The 17,938-nt window shown below is 75.9% G+C and carries 16 protein-coding genes and 1 tRNA gene; 4 read left to right on the top strand and 13 right to left on the bottom strand.

Annotated elements, in window-relative coordinates; translation table 11 throughout:
- Positions 1-106: 106 nt before the first annotated feature.
- From AAHH18_RS02950 to AAHH18_RS02940, 3 genes are all read right to left on the bottom strand, one after another.
- Entirely contained in the window at positions 107-754 is a 648-nt protein-coding gene (locus tag AAHH18_RS02950) for a hypothetical protein (RefSeq protein ID WP_343300505.1), read from the bottom strand.
- 238 nt (positions 755-992) lie between these two features.
- A tRNA-Arg gene (locus tag AAHH18_RS02945) sits at positions 993-1,065 on the bottom strand.
- A 175-nt stretch (positions 1,066-1,240) separates the two neighbouring features.
- Positions 1,241-1,552 carry a hypothetical protein gene (locus tag AAHH18_RS02940; protein ID WP_343300504.1) on the bottom strand — a complete coding sequence of 104 codons (312 nt, stop codon included), beginning with the start codon at positions 1,550-1,552 and terminating at the stop codon, positions 1,241-1,243.
- A 467-nt stretch (positions 1,553-2,019) separates the two neighbouring features.
- Between AAHH18_RS02940 and AAHH18_RS02935 the strand changes: the two genes are divergently transcribed.
- The gene (locus AAHH18_RS02935) at positions 2,020-2,568 is read left to right on the top strand and encodes a hypothetical protein (RefSeq protein WP_343300503.1); all 549 of its coding nucleotides are present in this window, start codon (positions 2,020-2,022) and stop codon (positions 2,566-2,568) included.
- A gap of 340 nt (positions 2,569-2,908) precedes the next feature.
- Here the strand turns inward: AAHH18_RS02935 and AAHH18_RS02930 are convergent, their stop codons facing one another.
- The 3 genes from AAHH18_RS02930 to AAHH18_RS02920 form a co-directional block, all read right to left on the bottom strand.
- Entirely contained in the window at positions 2,909-3,733 is an 825-nt protein-coding gene (locus tag AAHH18_RS02930; RefSeq protein WP_343300502.1) for a hypothetical protein, read from the bottom strand.
- Entirely contained in the window at positions 3,730-4,536 is an 807-nt protein-coding gene (locus AAHH18_RS02925; protein ID WP_343300501.1) for a hypothetical protein, read from the bottom strand. Before AAHH18_RS02925 ends, AAHH18_RS02930 begins: the two co-directional genes overlap by 4 nt.
- A gap of 703 nt (positions 4,537-5,239) precedes the next feature.
- The gene (locus tag AAHH18_RS02920) at positions 5,240-5,512 is read right to left on the bottom strand and encodes an SAV_915 family protein (RefSeq protein ID WP_343300500.1); all 273 of its coding nucleotides are present in this window, start codon (positions 5,510-5,512) and stop codon (positions 5,240-5,242) included.
- 324 nt (positions 5,513-5,836) lie between these two features.
- Here AAHH18_RS02920 and AAHH18_RS02915 point away from each other — a divergent pair, with 324 nt between their 5' ends.
- A complete protein-coding gene (locus AAHH18_RS02915) occupies positions 5,837-6,484 on the top strand; it encodes a TetR/AcrR family transcriptional regulator (protein WP_343300499.1) in 648 nt (215 codons plus the stop codon).
- 10 nt (positions 6,485-6,494) lie between these two features.
- Here AAHH18_RS02915 and AAHH18_RS02910 read toward each other — a convergent pair whose 3' ends face one another.
- The 5 genes from AAHH18_RS02910 to AAHH18_RS02890 all read right to left on the bottom strand — a co-directional run bounded on the left by AAHH18_RS02910 (position 6,495) and on the right by AAHH18_RS02890 (position 12,719).
- Positions 6,495-7,250 (bottom strand): ABC transporter ATP-binding protein, encoded by a 756-nt coding sequence (locus tag AAHH18_RS02910; protein ID WP_343300498.1) that lies wholly within the window; start codon positions 7,248-7,250, stop codon positions 6,495-6,497.
- Positions 7,247-8,377 carry an ABC transporter permease gene (locus tag AAHH18_RS02905; RefSeq protein WP_343300497.1) on the bottom strand — a complete coding sequence of 377 codons (1,131 nt, stop codon included), beginning with the start codon at positions 8,375-8,377 and terminating at the stop codon, positions 7,247-7,249. Before AAHH18_RS02905 ends, AAHH18_RS02910 begins: the two co-directional genes overlap by 4 nt.
- Positions 8,378-8,480: 103 nt before the next feature.
- Positions 8,481-8,642, bottom strand: coding sequence for a hypothetical protein (locus AAHH18_RS02900; protein WP_283321433.1), 162 nt, complete (start codon positions 8,640-8,642; stop codon positions 8,481-8,483).
- A gap of 51 nt (positions 8,643-8,693) precedes the next feature.
- On the bottom strand, positions 8,694-9,824 hold the full coding sequence (locus AAHH18_RS02895) for a glycosyltransferase family 2 protein (protein ID WP_343300496.1): 1,131 nt from the start codon (positions 9,822-9,824) through the stop codon (positions 8,694-8,696).
- 201 nt (positions 9,825-10,025) lie between these two features.
- Positions 10,026-12,719: a helix-turn-helix transcriptional regulator gene (locus tag AAHH18_RS02890; RefSeq protein ID WP_343300495.1), complete on the bottom strand. Its 2,694-nt coding sequence runs from the start codon at positions 12,717-12,719 to the stop codon at positions 10,026-10,028.
- 173 nt (positions 12,720-12,892) lie between these two features.
- Between AAHH18_RS02890 and AAHH18_RS02885 the strand changes: the two genes are divergently transcribed.
- Positions 12,893-14,779: a putative Ig domain-containing protein gene (locus AAHH18_RS02885; RefSeq protein ID WP_343300494.1), complete on the top strand. Its 1,887-nt coding sequence runs from the start codon at positions 12,893-12,895 to the stop codon at positions 14,777-14,779.
- 202 nt (positions 14,780-14,981) lie between these two features.
- On the opposite strand, the gene AAHH18_RS02880 is transcribed toward AAHH18_RS02885, so the two are convergent.
- On the bottom strand, positions 14,982-15,635 hold the full coding sequence (locus tag AAHH18_RS02880) for a response regulator transcription factor (RefSeq protein WP_283321437.1): 654 nt from the start codon (positions 15,633-15,635) through the stop codon (positions 14,982-14,984).
- Complete coding sequence (locus tag AAHH18_RS02875) at positions 15,632-17,014, bottom strand: sensor histidine kinase (protein ID WP_343300493.1); 1,383 nt, start codon at positions 17,012-17,014, stop codon at positions 15,632-15,634. Before AAHH18_RS02875 ends, AAHH18_RS02880 begins: the two co-directional genes overlap by 4 nt.
- A 221-nt stretch (positions 17,015-17,235) precedes the next feature.
- Here AAHH18_RS02875 and AAHH18_RS02870 point away from each other — a divergent pair, with 221 nt between their 5' ends.
- Positions 17,236-17,934 (top strand): DUF4352 domain-containing protein, encoded by a 699-nt coding sequence (locus tag AAHH18_RS02870; protein ID WP_283321439.1) that lies wholly within the window; start codon positions 17,236-17,238, stop codon positions 17,932-17,934.
- Positions 17,935-17,938 lie beyond the last annotated feature (4 nt).

Here is a 17,938-nt window from a genome sequence, read left to right as displayed (position 1 = left end):
ACGCCGGACGCCGTGCATTTCGCGGGTCGTTTCGATGTACTACGGCCTCACGCTCGGCGGCGCGCGCCCGTCCTACCGAGACGACGCGCTAGCCGTCACCTGCACTTCATTGGAGGCCGAGCGGCGGCTCGCGGAGGGACTCCTCGGGCACGCCGAGGTCCGCCGGCAACACCCGGCTCGCTTTCATGATGTGCATGTCGCCGCTCGCGTCGCGCAGCATCGCAATGGACACGATGTCGTCGTCGGCAACAGCACGGAAGACCCGAACGAGGGTCGCTGCGGCGAGGAAGTAGACGCACCTCCGCCGCTTCCTGTCGGATGACACAAAGATGCCGTCGAACAAGTGCGGCGGCTCCTCCGTCACGGACAACATCCAGACCCAGGAGTGGATCACCTGGTTGCAGAAGTCGGCCAACGCCAGCTGCACCGACTGAGTGTGCTCCATGTCGTAGTGCACGTAGAACTCGTGTCGGTTCCAGACATCGACAGGCCTCCCGATGAGCGTGTGCTCCCGGGCGGGGACCGTCTCCGCGGCCAGTTCGTCTGAGACCTTGCGCGCCTCAATGAGCTTCCTCACGGCGTACGCTGCGTTCATCACATCGCGCTCCACCAGGAACGAGGTGCGCTCGCTCCACCGTCGCTGCACGGTCCGCCGTTCCAGAGAGTCGGCCACACGCAGCAGGTCCGCCTTCCACGGGATCGAGTCCCAGATCAAAGCGGTCCCCCCGTGACGGTCGCAGTGCGCGAACTCCATCGACTTCGTGCGGCCCAGCGTTTGCACCGCACCACTCAAGCCACGCCTGCCGCCGGGAACGCAAGACCCGGCCGCGGCGCCCACCGGCCGTTCGCCAGCGTCCGTCCGCGCCCTAGACGGACCGTCCACGTCCTGAGACAAGTCGCTGACCGCGCGCTGACCACAGCCCGGCAAATCGGACACTGGTTCCGCCGCGGCCGGGGCGCGAATCCAGTCCCTGACCTGCGACAACACGCTGTGCGCCTGGGCAGATTCGAACTGCCGACACCCGCTTTAGGAGAGCGGTGCTCTATCCACTGAGCTACAGGCGCCCGGGCCGGGCCAGAAACGTGGGCGGAAACCCGGCGAAGATCGCCCCGGGTCGGTCCGTGCATGTTCTCGTCGGCCCCGTGCGACGCCGGTCGGTCCTGCACAGGCCGTTCGACGCCCGTTCAGCCTACCGGTGCGCGCAGCGGTTGGGTGTCAGCGGCTCGTCCCACCGGACGCTCAGAAGAGCCGGGGCAGCGTCGCGCACGCTCGAACGCCTCCTTGCTCGGTGATCAGCGAGGCGCCGTAGGACCCGCGTTCCCGGCCCCTGCTCGTCCCGGCGGGGACGGGATCGACCGGCTCGATCGTGCCGTCCGGTCGTCGACGGCCCGTCACCCGGCTGGCGATCGGCACCCGTGCCTTGCGGAGCCCGATGGGCCCGCTCGGGGCTTCGGCATCGCGCCGAGCCTTCCAGGCACGCATGCGTTCGTCCCGCTCCTCCTGCGGAAGCGCGAGCCACGCCTCGATGTCGTCGAACGGCTGGTCGCTCACTCGATGATCTCCTCCAGCAGGTGGTCCACGACCTCACAGGTCAGAGGTCGATCAGGACCTCGCTTCCGCAGGTGTCGGTCTGCCTCTGACCGTATGGCATACGCCCGGCCGAGCCACATGGGCTTCCCCGGTGCTTCACGGACGCCGGGCCCGGCAAACGACAGGGCCGGACTCCCGAGAAGGATGTCGCCGCTCGGTCTTCTGCGACCACGCCACGTGTGACCCATGGCACATCGGTTCGCCTGCGACGACGTGAGGCCCCGTCCTAGCCTCTGCCTGTCCGGCCGAATCCCGGATCGACCACGCTTCACGAGCAGCGCCATCGACCAGATGCCGGTCCGGGACGCGACGGCCCCGGGGCCCGAACGGTCGGACGCGACGACCGGCCGGCGCGGAGATGTACGACGACTGCGTACGACCTCGTACGCGCATTCCCTGTCGGACCAGACCGCAAGTAGGTGGCACGCATGAACACGACCCGGCCCCGCCAAGGGTCGCTCGGCCTGTGGAGTCTCGCCCTCGCCGGTTCGGCCGTCCTCGTCGCCTCGCTCGCGGGATGCGCGACGGCAGACGGGGCTTCGGCGCCCGCTTCGGACTCCGCCACCAGCCCGAGCGCTGCCGAGCTCATCGCGGAGCAGGCCGAGCGCGGAGGCCCGACGGCTGCACCCACCGAGTGGGTCCCCTCGGAGTACGCCCTGTGCGCGGAGTTCCCGCCAGCTGGGCAGACATCGGCGGGCGACCTCGAGGGCTGGTGGAACGGCGCGCCGGCGAACCCTGACGGCAGCATCATCCAGAACCCAGACGAGTGGCCGAACACCCGGATGCGCGATCACCCGCGGGTCGCGGTCGTCGGGGTGGACAACGCGGAGGTGTACTCGACCTGGGACCGCATCACCTGCGGCCCCGACCCGACCTACGTGCCGACGCGGACGGACGAGTGGCCCGCCGACGTCGATGCCGTCGTGCTCGACATGGACACCGGAGAGGTGCTCGCCACCGGCCGCCTCGGCGGGTGACCGCCGGACCGCGCGCGGGCACCAGAGGCGATCGACGCCGTCCGCGGCGACCGCGCAGGCAAGCCGGCGAGGCATCACCCCCGTGACGACCGTCCCGGACTGGCAGCTCCCCAGCGCCGCCTTCACCCGCGTGATCCGCCACCGACGTCGCCACGCCGTCGCCCCGACCCCCGCGGCGAGAGCCCCGACCCCGATCGCACCGACGGGCAGCAGGTCGCGCAGGTTCGGCTCGGGCCGCCCGCCGATGAGCGCGATCCGCAGGCCGTCGACCAGCTCGACCCGGAGGCACCCGGCGGCGGACGCCAGCCCGCGCGGGTTCACGGGCCTGCGCCGCTCCAGCTCATGCGCCCTCGCCACCCAGCAGCCGCTGCACGGTCCCGAGGCTCTGCTCCGTCCCGAGCTCCGCCGCCGCGGCGGCGGAGCGGTAGTGCGTCAGCACCCGGGCGATCGCCTCCCCGGTCTCAGGGAGCCTGTCGGTCGGGATGCCCTTGATCGTCGTGAGCGCCTCCCCGGAGGCAGCCGGACCGCGATCGCGGGACACCGCGACCCGCAGCACCACTGGCCCGGAGGCTGCGGACGGCGCGACCACGTCGACGACCTCTGCCCAGGCGACCGTGAGGGATCCGCGCGCGTCACGCACCACGAGCTGCTGCGGGGTCATCCACACCCCGGGCCGTCTGGCCCGGAGCACCGCGCGAACCGTGAAGACCCCGAACCCGATCGCGCCCGCGGCCGTCACGACACCGACAGGGTCCGCAGCGGCGCTCAGGGCGGTGGCGGACGCGGCGAGCGTCGCCGCGGTCCACCCGGGGATCGCCGCCGCGATGCGATCAGCCCGCACGTCGGCCGGGATCACGGTCGCTGGCGTCCCGCCGGTCTCGGCGATCAGCGGCGCAGCGCCCCAAGGGATCCACCGACGGCTGGAGCGCGCACACCGTGCCGCCAGGAACACGAGACCGAGCCCGGCGATCCACACGCCGAGAAGCATGAAGCCGGGATCATCACGTGCCGCCACCGCGATGAGCGACCCCACGATCAGCAGCGCGCTGATCGTGGGGACCTCCGTGCGACGACGACGGCGCTCACGGCGGTGGAGCTCCGCACGGAGAGCCTGGCTCGACGGGCCGCGCAGGTCCCGCGGACCGTTCCGGTCCGGATCGCTCATCCGAACACCGACTCCCACGCGTCTGAGAGGCCGTGCCCGAGGCCGGAGACAGCGACCCCGATGGCCCGTCCGCCACCCACGACGACGTCACCGACTGCCTCAGCCGACTCGCGGAGGTCACCGATCCCGGTGGCCAGAGCCGCAGCGACGTCGCCGTTCTCCTCGTACAGCCCGTCGATGACACCGGACGTGAACATGCCGACCAGACCCCCGACGGCTGCTCCGATGACCGCGCCGGCGACGTTCCCGATGCCCGGAGCGAACGAGCCGAGGAACATGCCGACCCCCGCTCCCGCCGCCACCGACGCGCCGAGCCCACCGAGGTTCGACGCCCAGGCCTGCTCGGCGCTCTCCCCTGCCTGGATGTCGCTGCTGATGGAGACCCCCGTCAGAAGGGTGCTGGTGACGACACCGCCCACTCTGCCGGCGCGGGCGAGCCTGGCGGCGTCGTCGGCGGCGCCCTGTGCCTGCACCCGCAATCGCGCGGCGTCGTCCACGTCCCGGTAGAACTGCTGCGGGAACCGGCTCGACCCGGGGAGCCGCGTCCGGGACTCCAGCGTGTCGGCGTCGTCGAGGAGGAAGCGGGCTTGCCCTCGCATCGCCGTCACCCCGAGCCCGACGCTACCGCCGATCACCGCACCGACCGCGAAGTCGATCGCGGGGACCGACAACGTCCTGACGCCGGCAGCGGTCCGCTCCAAGTCGTCGAGGGCATCGGCCAGCTCGGCTCGGACGTCCGCTACCGCCGCCGAGGCGACGACGAAGGCCTCCACGCGACGGCTCGCCTGCTGGTGCTCGAGCACAGCGGCTGCGTACCGACGGGCCGCAGCGGAACCCGACGGCGCCCTGGGGCGGGAGGGCGCGGGAGCTGTGGGTGGCCGGACGATGCCCCCTGGAGTAGTTGCGAGCCCGGCACCCGCCGCGGTCGCACGGATCTCGCCGATCGATCCGGTGGCTCGCTGCGAGGCTTCCGCGAGCCTGTCCAGCGCCGCGGCGGCAGCGCCGGCAGCATCTGCCACAGCGCTCGCGGGCCCGACCAGAGACGACATTCGTGCCCGGAAGGCGTCGGAGGCGGGCCCCGACCACGCCCCACGGTCAGCACGTGCGTAGAGCAGGGCGTCGACAGCCGAATCGAGTCCCCCGCCGAGCCGCCGTCTGAGCCAGGAAGCCGTGCCACGGAGCGCAGCGGCGTCCACGTGCAGCGTCGTGTCGAGGTCTGTCATCGCCTCTCCATCAGGCTCCGCTGCCGCTCCGAGGAGCTGCGATCTGCGGCTTCATAGCTCGCCCGCGTCGCCTCGATCGCCTCGCCCGCGGACTCGAGGGCGAGGCACAGGTGTCCGTACTGCCTCAGCAGGTGCGCGGCCGTCTCCATCGCGACGGTGCCACCGACGACATCCGGCGGGACTTCCGGGAGCTCGGAACCTGGGCCTCCCTCCTCGCCCGCTGCCGCCCGGAGCCTGGCCGCGATGGCACTGAGCTCGCCGTACCCGACGGCCACGCCACGTGTCATGCCGTCGACTCCCGGTGCTCCGTCGGGATCCGCAGATCCTGGTAGATGACGTCGAACGGCGACTCCTCACGGAGACGCCCGAGATCGCCGACCGACATCACCACCCAGGGGACATCGCCGGCGCCCGCGAGCAGGCGGTCGAGCGCGGTGTAGACGAGCAGCGCTACCCGGCCGTCGTTCGTCCGTCTGAGCGTGGCGCGGAAGACCCCGGAGGCGTCTGTCGTGCACGGCACGTAGAAGACCGGTGGGGTCACATCGGGCGCCGGCACGATCCTCCTCGGAGACGCTCTGAGCTCGTCACCGACGGTAGGAGGCACTGCGCTCGCTGGCCGCTCGTCCTCCTACGCTGCGTGGGAACCCCGGCGCAGGCGCGGTCCCCGGGGCCGGCGCAGCGCGCGTCGCCGGCCCGCTCGGAAGCCAGCCGCTGGTGGATGGCGGATGTCCCACGGGCGCCGCCACCGCTGCGACGACCGTTCGCCGCCTGGCCTGCCCGGCAGCCCGGACGGGGCGCGTGACCTCTGCCCGCATCGGCGGCCTAGAGTGGCCGCCGGGCCCGCCCGGGCCCGCCGACCGGTCGGACAGGAGGGGTTGCGGTGCCGCGGATCGACGCCCCCACCGTCGCGGAGCACCGGGCGGCGCGGCGCCGGGCGCTGCTCGACGCGGCCCGCGACGCGCTCACCGCGGAGCCCGACCGGCTGCCGTCGCTGGCGGAGGTCGGCGAGCGCGCGGGGTTGTCGCGGTCGAGCGTGTACGAGTACTTCCGGTCGCGGGACGACCTGCTGCGCGCGGTGGTGAGCGACTCGTTCCCGCGGTGGCAGCAGCGGCTCGACGCGGTGATGGGCGCGGCGCCGGACCCGGCGGAGCGGGTGCTGGCGTTCGTGCGGGGGAACCTGCAGCTGGTGGCGGACGGCGAGCACGCGCTGGCGCGGACGCTCGCCGTGGTGGCACCGGCGGAGGACCTGGCACGGGAGTCGCGGGCGTTCCACGAGCAGCTGCTGCTGCCGGTGCTGGACGCGCTGCGGACCCTGGGCGTCCCGGACCCGGAGACGACGGCCGAGCTGGTGAACGCCCTGGTGCACGCGGCGTCGCGGCGGGTCGAGCAGACCGGTGACCTGGAGCGGGCGTACGAGGCGACGGCGGCGCTGCTGGAGCCGTACCTCGGCGGCGCCGGCACGCGCGGGCGCACCGGCACCGCCGAGGACGGCGGCGCCGCGGACGGCACCGTCCCCGACCGGACCTAGCCGCCCCGGGTCACGCCGGCCGGAGCCGCCCGTCGACCATCTCCACCACGCGGTCCACGTGCTCCAGCACGTCGTGGTCGTGGGTGACCATGACGGTCGCGACGCAGAACTCGTGCGTGCGCCGGGCGAGCAGCTCGACGATCTCGTGGCTGCGCCGGCGGTCGAGCGCGGCGGTCGGCTCGTCGACGAGCAGCACCGACGGGGTCGCGGCGAGCGCCCGGGCGATGCCGACGCGCTGACGCTCGCCGCCGGACAGGCGCCCGGGGCGCCGGTGGGCGTGCTCGGCCATGCCGACCGCGTCGAGCAGCTCGAGCGGCGGGCGGGCCGGGGGCCTGCCGGTGATCTTCTCCACCAGGCGGATCTGGTCGACCGCGGTGAGCGCGGGCACGAGGTTGCCGGACTGGAACACGAACCCGACGTGGTCGCGCCGGAACCGGGCGAGCCCCCGGGTGGAGACGTCCGTGAGCTCGGTGCCGTCGACCACGACGGAGCCCGACGTCGGGCGGGTGAGCCCGCCGGCGACGGCCAGCAGGCTGGACTTGCCGGCGCCGGAGGGGCCGACGACCGCGACGATCTCGCCCGGCTGGACGACGAGATCCACGTGGTCGAGGGCGGTGACGAGCTGGTCGCCGTCGCCGAACGTCAGCACGACGTCGGTCAGCGCGAGCTCGGACGGGATGCGCGGCTCGGCGTCGCGCGGGCGGGGCGTGCGCGGCGTGCGCGGCGTGCGCGGCGTGCCGGACGGCCCGGCGGTGGTGGCGGTCATCGGTTCTCTCCCAGGGCGGTGACGGGCTCGACGGAGGCGATGCGGGTGGTCGCGACGGCGGCACCGACGAGGCCGAGCCCGACGATCAGCGCCGCGCCGCCGAGCACGGGCGCGGCCTCGAGCGCGAACGGCATGCCCGTCCCGTCGAGCAGCGCACCGGCCCCCAGTCCGACGGCGACGCCCGCGGCGGTGGCGGTCACCAGGAGGATCGCGGCCTGCAGCAGGCCGTCGGTCAGCAGGTAGCGCGTGGAGGCGCCGATGGCCCGCATGACGGCGAGCTCGCGGGTGCGCTGCACGGTCCAGAGCGTGAAGAACGCCCCGACGACCAGTGCGGAGATCGCGTACAGGAACGCCTGGATGAGCTGCATGGTCATGAGCTCGGCGGTGTAGCCGGGCGAGGAGTCGTACGCCTCGGTGATCGTGCGGGCGGACGTCCCGGCGGCGGCGTCACCCGCGGCCAGGTCGATGCCGTCGCCGCCGACGCCCCGCAGGGCGACGACGCTCGCGACGTCGTAGGCGTCGGCGGGCACGGGGTCCCCCGGGGACACGCCGGCGTGCACCTCCTGCCAGGTGGTCAGCGCGATGTAGCCGATGTCGACGTGGCCGAACGTGCGCTGGTCGGCCGTGAAGCCGACCACCTCGAGCGGCGTGCCGAGGCGGTCGAGCGTGATGACGTCGCCGATCTCGACGCCCTCGTCGCGCGCGGTGGCGCTGAGGACGACCTCGCCGTCCCCGGCGACCTCGCGTCCCTGCGCCGCCTCGGGCGCGACGAACCCGCCCGGCCGGACGCCGAACAGCGTGAGGTCGACGGGCGTGCCGTCGTCGTTCTTGGCGTTGACGATCGCGGTGCCGAGCAGCTCGGCGACCGCGACGTCGTCCCGGGCCGCCCAGGCGTCGCGCTGCTCGGTGGTGACCTCGGAGCGCGTGAAGGCGGAGTCGGTCTTGGTGCCCTCGGCGAAGGCCAGCGCGTCGATCGGACTGCGCTGGAGGCCGGAGACACCATCGGTGACGAGTCCGGACGACAGCCCGGACAGCAGGACCATGAGGACGGCGATCAGGGCGACCACCGCTCCCACGAGTCCGAAGCGGGTGCGCGCGAAGGCGAGCTCGCGCAGGGCGAGGAACACGGGTGGCCTCTTCCGTTCGGGTCGGACGCCGGTTTTCCGACGTCATGTCGGGATCATACCGACGGGGTGTCGGTATCCCACCGACACCCCGTCGCGGTGCGGGTCAGCGACCCGCGCGGGCGGCCACGCGCCGCCGCAGCACGCGCGCGACCGACCACACGGCCACGCCCGCGACGGCCAGCGTCCACGCGGCGACCCAGCCGCTCGCGAGCGCGAGCCCTGTCGTGGCGAGCACGCCCGCCCCCTGTCCGGTGATCTGGTACACGGTTCCCCCTCCTCTCGTGTCGTGCGGCCGCGGCCGCGGGTCGGTGCACGCTCAGGCGCGCGCGGGTGCGAGGTGACCCCAGCTCGGCTGCCGGCCGCGCAGGTGGGTCACCCAGGCATGCAGGTAGGCGCACTGCAGCGCCGTGTCGTAGACGAGCTCCGGCAGCACCGCGGCGCTCAGCCACCGCGCCCGCGGGCCGCCGTCCCAGACGGTGACGAGCCGCTCGACGACGAACACGGCCCCGACGGCCAGCCAGAACGCCTGCCAGACGAACGTGCCGGCGAGCGCGGCGCCCAGCATGATCGCCAGCATCGCCCACCAGGTCAGCGTCCCCAGGGTGAGGGCCGCCTGCTGCAGGTGGTACCGCACGGTCACCGGCGTCAGGCCGTACGCGCGCAGGTTGTCGAGCATCCCGGCGTACCAGCGCACGCGCTGGCGGTGCAGCGTCGTGAACGTCGGCATCAGCTCGGTGCTGCACCGGCAGTCCGACGGGGCGACGAGCCGCCAGCCGCGGGTCCGCAGCGCGAGCGTCAGCTCGGAGTCCTCCGTGACGGCGGCGCGGTCGTACACGTCGCCGCGCGGCCCCGGCAGGACGTCGCCGCGGTGCTCCGCCACGTCCGCGAGCGCCCGGTAGCGGAACACCGACGCGGTGCCGGTGACGACGGCCACCCGGCCGGTCGTGAGGATCTTCGACGCGTAGCGCGTGTACTCGTTCGCCTGGCAGCGCTCGACCATCCCGTGCGCGCCGTCGCCGTGGAAGATGCCGCTGACCGCGCCGAGCGCGGGGTCGGAGTCGAGGTGCGCCAGGGCGGTCTCGACGAACGTCGGGGCGATCCGCGTGTCCGCGTCCAGCACCAGCACGTACTCCGGCGGCGCGACCGCGAGCGCGGCGAGCGCCTGGTTGAGGGCGCCGGCCTTGCGGTCCGCGTTGTCGCGGGTGCGCAGCACGCGGGCGCCGAACGCGTGGGCAACCTCCGGGGTCGCGTCCGTGCAGCGGTCGGCGACGACGGTCACCGCGGACGGCCGCACGGTCTGACGGCGCAGCGCGCGCAGGGTGCCCGGCAGGGCGGCCTGCTCGTCGTGCGCGGGCACCAGCACCACCAGCCGGGAGCGGTCGACGGACCGGCGCGCGGTCTGCCGCTGCGGCGTCCCGTGCGGGGCGGGCGCGGGTGCGGTGGGCATGGGGACCTCCGGGGCGCTCGGGCACCCGGGTGTCGGCAGGACCGGGTGCGGTGTGCACCCATCGGACCTCCGCGGGGGTGCTGCTCACCGGCCGCGCGACGCCCGCGAGCAGGGCGCGGCACGCGGTGGAGCAGCCGGGCGCGAGGCGGCGAGCGACCCGGGCGGCTGTGCTCACGTGGTCCGCCCTCGGCGGGGTCGCGGTCAGTGGATGCGGCGGGCCAGGCTCTCCCGGTCGCTGACGCCGACCTTCCGGTAGATCCGGTACAGGTGGTTGTCGACGGTCCGCACGGACACGCCGAGCGTCTCTGCCACCTGCCGGTTGGAGGCCCCGCCTGCGACGAGCCGGGCGATCTCCAGCTCGCGGGCGCTGAGCCCGGCGACCGGCCCGACCGCGTCCAGCGCCCGGTCGAGGTCTCCCCCGGCCTCCGCGATCACCGCCTCGGCAGCCCGGAGCTGCTCCCGCGCGGCGGCCGGGTCGCCCTGGAGCGCCGCGAGCGAGGCGGCGCGCGCGTGGGCGCGGACGGCGTGCACGCGCAGCCCGGCCGCCCGCAGCTCCGGCGCGACGCGCGCGGCCTCGTCCGGGCTGCCGGAGGCGAGCGCCGCGACGTAGCGCCCGAGCACCGGCAGCAGCGTCCCCTGGGCCTGCGACGCGGCGGCCGCGACCCGGGCGGCCGACGGGTGGTCGGGCAGCACCTCGGCGGCGGCGGACCCGGACAGCACCGCGGCGGGGACGAACCCGCGGTCCAGGTCGAGCTCGACCTCCGCCCACAGCGCCTCCGCGTCCCGCCGCGGGTCGGTGCCCGACGCGACCGTGACCCGCGTGCTCGCCAGCGTCGCCGACGTCAGCGGGACCGGCCCGACCGGCAGCCGCATCGCGACCAGGCCGTCCCGCAGCGCCTGCGCGGCGACCACCCGGCCGTCCGCCGCGGCCAGGGACGACCCGATGCACAGCAGCCCGGCGCGCGCCCACGGCTGCAACGGGGCCGTCGACCCCAGCGCCAGGGCGCCCGGCAGGTGCTCGCGCAGCTCCCGCGACCGGCCCGCGAGCGCCAGCCCCAGCGCGACGACCGCCGCCCCGAGCTCGATCGCGGGACCGTCCAGCGCGGCGCGCGCCTCGTCCAGCGCCCGGGACGCGTCACGGACCGCCTCGTCGATGCGACCCGCCAGCAGCACCGCCAGCCAGCGGGCGGCGTGCTCGTCGGGGTCGGGCGCGGTGGGCCCGGCCGGCGGGTCGGTCGCGTCGAGGGCGTCCAGCGCGTCGAGCGCACGGCCCCGGGCGAGCAGCAGCCAGCCGTCGGGCCGCTCCCCACCCGTGTCCCCGTCCTCGTCCTCGTGCTGTCCGCCTGCGCCCACGCCCAGCAGCAGCTCGAGCCGCCGCCGCGACCGCCGACCCGCGGCGTCCTGCGGCACCGGCACCGCGAGCGCCGCGTCCACCTCGCCGCACGCCAGGCCGAGGTAGCGCGCGTGCCACTCGTCCACGGCCGCGCGACCGGCCGACCCGACCCGGTCCCGGGCGGCGGCGACGGCGGCCTCCACCTCGCGCCGGTCGGCGCCGGCCCGGGCGAGCGCGTCGAGGAACGGCACCGCCGTGCCCGCGTCCGGCTCGTCCTCCCACTCGGCCCGGCGCACCGCGAGCCGGGTGGCCGCCGCGCGACGCAGGGCCCGCCCCAGCACCGCGACGCCCTCCCGGGACTCGGCCCACCGCGCACCGCTGCCGTCGGGCTGCGCACGGCCGCCGTCAGGCTGCGCGGGGCGGTCGCCGAGCCGCGCACCCCGGCCGTCGGGCTGCGCGCCGGCCGCGGGGACGCCCCCGGGGGCGGGAACGGGCGCGGCTGCGGGGACGGACGCCGGGGCGGCCACCCCGGCGACCCCGCTGACCGGGGCGGCCACCCGGGCGTCCCCCGCGGCGGCACCCGCGCCGCCCGGGGTCGCGGCCAGCGCCCGCTCCACCTGCTCACGGGCCCGCGCCGCCTCGACGCGTCCACCCACCGCCAGCAGGTGCTCGGCCACGAGCGGCGGCACCACGACCACCTCGGTCCGGTCCCCCGCGTCGACCACCCGCACGACGCCGGCGTCCTCGAGCGCCGCCAGGTCGTCCCACTCGAGCACCCGGCGCACGACGGCCGGGCTCGCGGGACCGAGCGTCGCCAGCACCGCGAGCGCCGACCGCGCCGGCCCGTCGAGTCCCTCCAGCAGCGCGTCGACGACCGTCACCAGTCCCGGCGTGCGCAGGTCGGCCACCGCCGTCCACACCCCGTCGACGAGCACCAGCCGCCCGGCCCGGCGCGCCCCCGCGACCACCGCACGCGCGACGCCCGGCACCCCGGCCGACAGGGCGTACACCCGGGCGGCGGCGTCCGGCGCCGGCGGCCCGCCGAGCTCCTCGGTCAGCACCGCCAGCAGCGCGTCGAACCGCAGCGGCGGCACGGCGACGCCCGCCAGCGGCACCGCGCCGGCGGCCCGCGACGCGGCGACCCGGTTCGCGCGGGCCGGCCGGGCGGTCAGCAGCGGCAGCGACCCGGTCTGCTCGGCGACCGTCGCGAGGACCGCGCGGGACTCCTCGTCCAGCAGGTCCGCCCGGCGTGACAGCAGCACCGCGCGCCCGGCACCGACGGCCTCCAGCACGCGCGCAGTCGCCGGACCGAGCGGGTCACCCGGCGCCGGGCGCGCCGCCCACCCGGCCAGCGCGAGCGCGGCGAGCGGCCGTCCGCGGACGCCCGGACGACCCGGCACCCGGAGCACCTGCCAGCCGTCCTCCGCGAGCACACCCGCAGCCCGCTCGGCGAGCGCGCCCGCCCCCGACCCCGCGACACCCGTCAGCAGCGCCCCGGTCCCGGCGCGCAGCGCGTCGAGGACCTGGTCCGCCGCGTCGTCGTCCCCGGGTCCCGCCCCCATGCCCGCCACGCTACCCACGCGCGGTCCGGGCGGCCCGGCGTCCGCACGGGTGCGCGGGCGTCGCGGCGCTCAAGGTGACGTGTCAGGCGCCGATAGCAGGGAGGTCGGACGGCACGCGGTCACCTCCGGGACCGCGGGAGCGAGATCCGGCTCCCCGATCCCAGGAAGCTCAGATGACCTCACGTCTCCGCGCCCGCCGACGGGCCACGCCCCGGTCCGGGGTCCGGCCGGCCGCCACCATCGCGACGGCCGCCCTCCTACTCACGCTCGGCGGTCTGCCGGCGCTCGCCGTCGACGACGCGCCCGCCGACGGCGCCTCCGTCACGACGACGGACACCTCCGACCCCGCGGACGGTGCGCCCGCCGACAGCACGCCCGCCGACGGCACGTCCGCCGACAGCGCACCCACGGACAGCACGCCCGCCGACGGCGCGTCCACGGACGAGACGCCCACGGACGACACGGACGCGGCCCCCGTGGTCCCCGGCGACGACGCGGGCACGAGCCCGGTCGCCCCGGTCGACAGCAGCCCCACCAGCACGGACACCGACACGGACGTCGACACCGACGACGGCGCCGACCCCGGTCCCGCGCCGGCCACCACCATGCTGGCGGCCGCCGAGACCCCCGCGATCAGCATCCGCCTGCCGGACGGTTCCACGAGCGCCACGCTGCCGTCGGACGCGACGTCGTTCGACGTGGTCGTCGACGTGACGGGCTGCTACGACGACGGCTCGATCCGGATGTTCGCGTACGGCTACCCCTACACGTTCCGCCCGACCACCGACTACGGGCTCTGGGGCCGCGAGTGGTTCGCGATCCCCTACACCGACCCGGACCAGGACGGCCGCGGCAGCTACACGGTCACCTTCGACATGGTCGACGTCGACGGCGTCCCGCTGACGGGTCACTTCCAGCTCCTCACGGCGGCGTTCCAGGGCATGTCGTGCTTCGGCAGCGGCGGACAGTCCAACGTCCTGGACCTCACGGTGGCCACGGTCGTCGCGCCCTCGTGGCAGACCGCGATGCTCCCGGTGATGCGCGCCGGCGAGCCCGTCGAGGCTCTGCTGCTGGCCTCGGACGCCACCGCCTACGCCGTGACCGCCGGCGCGCTGCCGGACGGCGTCGAGCTGGACCCGGCCACGGGCGCCCTGAGCGGCACCCCCCGCGCGGCCGGCCCCTACTCCGTGACGATCACCGCGACGTCCGCCTCGGGCGGCTCGACGCCGGCGACGTTCACCGGCACGGTGGCCGCGGCGGAGCCGACGGCCGCCCCGGTCGTGTCGACGCCCTCCGTCCGGACGACCTCCGCCGTGGTGGCGTGGGGCTGGACGCCGGGCACCACCTGGCAGTACCGCACCGGCACGGGCGGCACGTGGTCGGCCTGGACGGCGACGTCCGAGCCGGGCGCGACCCTGACCGGCCTGAAGCCGGGCACGGCGTACACCGTCGAGGTGCGCGCGCTGGACGCCTCGGGCATCCGCCCGGTCTCCGCTGCGACCAGCGTGCCGTTCACCACCGCGGCCGCTCCCGTCCTGCCGGGCACGGCGGTGGCCATCGAGCTCGGCGCCTCGGTGGGCGACCCCGTCGCCGGCGCACCCGCCAGCGTCACCGCGACCGGCCTGCTGCCGGGGTCGTCCTGGACGATCGTGCTGCGCTCCACCCCGCAGGTGCTGGCCCGCGGCACGGCGCCCGGGTCGGGCGCCCTGCTGGAGCAGGTCGTCATCCCGGAGGGCCTGGAGCCGGGGTGGCACAGCCTGACCCTCACGGGCACGGCTCAGGACGGCTCGCCGCTGTCCCGGGTGCTGTGGTTCGAGGTCACCGCGACCGGCGTGCTCGCCGCGACGAGCGACGTCGAGCCGGTCGTGACCGCGCCGCAGTCCCCCGCCGTCGCGGCGCCGGCCGCCGTCGCAGCCCCGGCCGCGGCGCGTCCGGCACCCACCCGCGAGCTCGCCGCGACCGGTGCCGACTCCGCGGGCGTCGCCGCCCTCACGGCACTGGGCCTCATCGGCCTGGGCGCGGTGACGCTCACGGCCCGCAGGCGGTTCGCGACGCGCTGAGCACCGGGACGTCCCACCCTCCACGGTCCGGGGCCGGCGCACGTCGCGCCGGCCCCGGACGTGTCCCCGCCGACGGTCCGGCGGGCGGGGGCCGAGTCGCGGCCCGGGCCCGTGGCCGACGGACCCGGCCGACGAACGCGGCCCGTGAACCCGGCCCGTGAGTCCGGCCCGTGGACCCGGCCGGCCGCTGGGGCAGCGGACGTCAGCCCGGCCGCAGACCCGCCCGGTCCACGATGACCGCGAGCTGCGACCGCGTCGTCACCCCGAGCTTGGCCATCGCGCGGCTGAGGTGCGCCTTGACCGTCGAGTCCGAGCGGTAGGTCAGCTCGCCGATCGCCTGGTTCGACAGCCCGGCGGGCACGTACGCGGCGACCTCGAGCTCCGCCTCCGTCAGCACCTCCAGGGCGCGCTGCGCCTCCTCGCGCCGGCCGCGGTCGGGGTCGGCGGCGACGTGCCGCAGCAGCGACCCGGCGGCGGCGCGGCCGAGCGCGCCGTCCCCGTCGGCGACGCGGCGGACGGCCTCGGCGATCTGCGCCGGGTCGGCGTCCTTGGCCAGGAACCCCGAGGCGCCCGCACGGACCGCGGCGACCACCGTCTCGTCGGTGCCGAAGGACGTGAGCGCGATGACACCCGGCGGTGACGGCAGCTCGCGCAGGGCGGCCAGCGCGTCGAGGCCGGACATGCGCGGCATGTGCAGGTCGAGCAGCACGACGTCCGGGTGGTGGGCCTGCACCGCGGGGACGACCTCGTCGCCGTCGGCGGCCTGCGCGACGACCGTGAGGTCCTGCGCGGCCAGGATCGTCGTGAGCAGCGTGCGCACCAGCGCGTCGTCGTCGACGACGAGGACCCGGATCACACCGACGAGCGTAGGGCCTGGCCGTCGTCCGTCCGGGACTGCCAGGGCAGGCGCGCGTCGAGCACGTGCCAGCCCTGGTGCACGCCGGCCTGCACGGTGCCGCCGAGCAGCGCGGCCCGCTCCCGCATGCCGACCAGCCCGGAGCCGGTGCCCGGCGCGGCCGGCCGCACCCCGGGGACGACCGGGTTCGCCACGCGCAGGTGGACGCCCTCGGCGGGCGACGCGCGGACGGTCACCTCGACCGGGCGGCCCGGGGCGTGCTTGAGCGCGTTGGTCAGGCCCTCCTGCACGATGCGGAACGCCGCCCTGGTGAGGGCCGGCGAGGCGTCGCGGCCGTCGGTGACGAACACCGTGCTGGTGACCCACCGGCCCTGCCGCCGGGCGCCGTCGAGCAGCCCGGCGAGCTCGTCGAGCGTCGCGCCGGGCGCGTGCGGGTCGTCCCCCGTGCGGAGCGTGGAGATGAGGCCGCGCATCTCGGCGATCGCCTGCTGCGCGGAGGAGCGGACCTGCTGGGCGGCGGCCTGCACCTGCGCGTCGGTGGCGCCGCGCTGCACCTCGAGCGCGGAGGCCTGCAACGAGATGCGCGAGATGTGGTAGGCGACGGTGTCGTGGACCTCGCGGGCGATCAGCTCACGCTCCTCCTGGCGGGACATCCGGTCCCGCAGGGTGTCGGCCCGCGCCACCTGCCCCTCCATGTCCGCCACGGCGCGCTCGGCACGCGCCCGGGACGCGCGGACCAGCCCCGCGGCGACCGACGCGGACAGGCACAGCACGCCCACGACGACGATGCCGAGCGGGCTCGCGGTCGAGATCTGCCCCGTGACCTGGTCGGTCAGGCTCAGCACGCGGTGCTCCGGCGGCCGTGCGGCGTCCCGCCACAGCGCCGCCCCGCTCCCGGCGGCGACGGCCGCGGTGCACCACCAGGCGACCCGGCGGGACGCGGTCGCGAACACCCACGGCAGGGCGATCAGCGCGGTGACGGAGTCGAGCGGCAGCACCACGGGCAGCGCGGACGCGGCGAGCGTGAGGGGCACGGCGGCCGAACGGCGGGCCACCAGGAACCCCGCCCCGACCAGGCCGACGAGCATCGCCACGATGTCGAGCGCGATGCGCGGGTCGTCCGTCACCCGGGCGTTGCCGCTGAACGACGACGCGACCATCGCGCTGAACGCGGCGACGGTCACGGCACCGACCGTCCCGGCCCGCGACCACCACGGCCGACCCGGGCGCGGCGCGGCGGTGCGGGCCCCACCCGCGGGCGGGGCGCCGGGGAACCACGTCGCGGCGGCCGGGCCCGACGGCACGGCACCCGACGGCACGGCACCCGGCGACACGGCACCCGACGACACAGGGCGCTGCGGGCCGGGGACCAGGGACATGCCGCACAGGGTACGGACGACCGGGGACACCCCACGTCCGCCGACCGGGCGGTCCGACCGGGTCGGTGCTGCCCGATCGGGCACACCGGTCCTGCCCGGCCGGCCGACGCCGCGCCCCGGGCCGGTCCGGGAGCGTCGGTGCACGTCACGGCGGTGCCCGTCACCGCCGGTCCGCACCACCCGATCCGTCCGCGTCCGCGGCGCCCACGAGGAGCAGCACCATGTCCCAGGTCCCCCCGCCCGGCTCGTACCCCGTCCCCGGCGCGCCCACGCCGCCCCCGTCGGAGCCTCCGACGCGGAAGCGGTCGTGGTTCGCCCGTCACAAGGTGCTCACCACGCTCGGCGTGCTGGTCGTCGCCGTCGTCGCGATCGCGTCGGCCACGTCCGGAGGCTCCGACGCGCCCGACGCCTCCGCCCCGGCCGCCGGTGGCAGCACGGCCGGCGGCGGCGGCGACCCCGCGGCTCCCGCCGACGACCCGGCGGCCGACGACGCGGGCGACGACGCCGCCCCCGCCGCCGAGCAGCCCGCCGGGATCGGCACCCCGGTCCGCGACGGCAAGTTCGAGTTCACCGTCACCGGCGTCGAGCCCGGCGTCGCCCGCATCGGCGACGACATGCTCGGGCAGGACGCGCAGGGCCAGTTCGTGCTCGTCCACCTCACCGTGACGAACATCGGCGAGGAGGCCCAGTACTTCGACGGCTCCTCGCAGAAGGCGTTCGACGCCCAGGGCCGTGAGCTGTCCGCGGACGGCACCGCCGCGGTGTACCTCGGGGACGCGAACTCGTTCCTCAACCAGATCAACCCGGGCAACTCCGTGACGGGCACCGTCGTGTTCGACATCCCGGCCGACGCGGCGCTGACCCGGCTCGAGCTGCACGACTCGCCGTTCTCGGGCGGCGTGGAGGTGGCGCTCGGCTGAGTGC

Origin of the sequence: Cellulomonas olei (genome assembly GCF_039548315.1) — a bacterium.
GTDB lineage: Bacteria > Actinomycetota > Actinomycetes > Actinomycetales > Cellulomonadaceae > Cellulomonas.
The sequence above is the reverse complement of the archived record's forward strand: the minus strand, read 5'-3'. Positions and strand labels throughout refer to the sequence as shown.

Coding starts and splice junctions, on each gene's coding strand:
- AAHH18_RS02950 (WP_343300505.1), bottom strand. CDS start 754: ATGGAGTTCGCGCACTGCGACCGTCACGGGGGGACCGCTTTGATCTGG.
- AAHH18_RS02935 (WP_343300503.1), top strand. CDS start 2,020: ATGAACACGACCCGGCCCCGCCAAGGGTCGCTCGGCCTGTGGAGTCTC.
- AAHH18_RS02930 (WP_343300502.1), bottom strand. CDS start 3,733: ATGAGCGATCCGGACCGGAACGGTCCGCGGGACCTGCGCGGCCCGTCG.
- AAHH18_RS02910 (WP_343300498.1), bottom strand. CDS start 7,250: ATGACCGCCACCACCGCCGGGCCGTCCGGCACGCCGCGCACGCCGCGC.
- AAHH18_RS02895 (WP_343300496.1), bottom strand. CDS start 9,824: ATGCCCACCGCACCCGCGCCCGCCCCGCACGGGACGCCGCAGCGGCAG.
- AAHH18_RS02890 (WP_343300495.1), bottom strand. CDS start 12,719: ATGGGGGCGGGACCCGGGGACGACGACGCGGCGGACCAGGTCCTCGAC.
- AAHH18_RS02885 (WP_343300494.1), top strand. CDS start 12,893: ATGACCTCACGTCTCCGCGCCCGCCGACGGGCCACGCCCCGGTCCGGG.
- AAHH18_RS02875 (WP_343300493.1), bottom strand. CDS start 17,014: ATGTCCCTGGTCCCCGGCCCGCAGCGCCCTGTGTCGTCGGGTGCCGTG.
- AAHH18_RS02870 (WP_283321439.1), top strand. CDS start 17,236: ATGTCCCAGGTCCCCCCGCCCGGCTCGTACCCCGTCCCCGGCGCGCCC.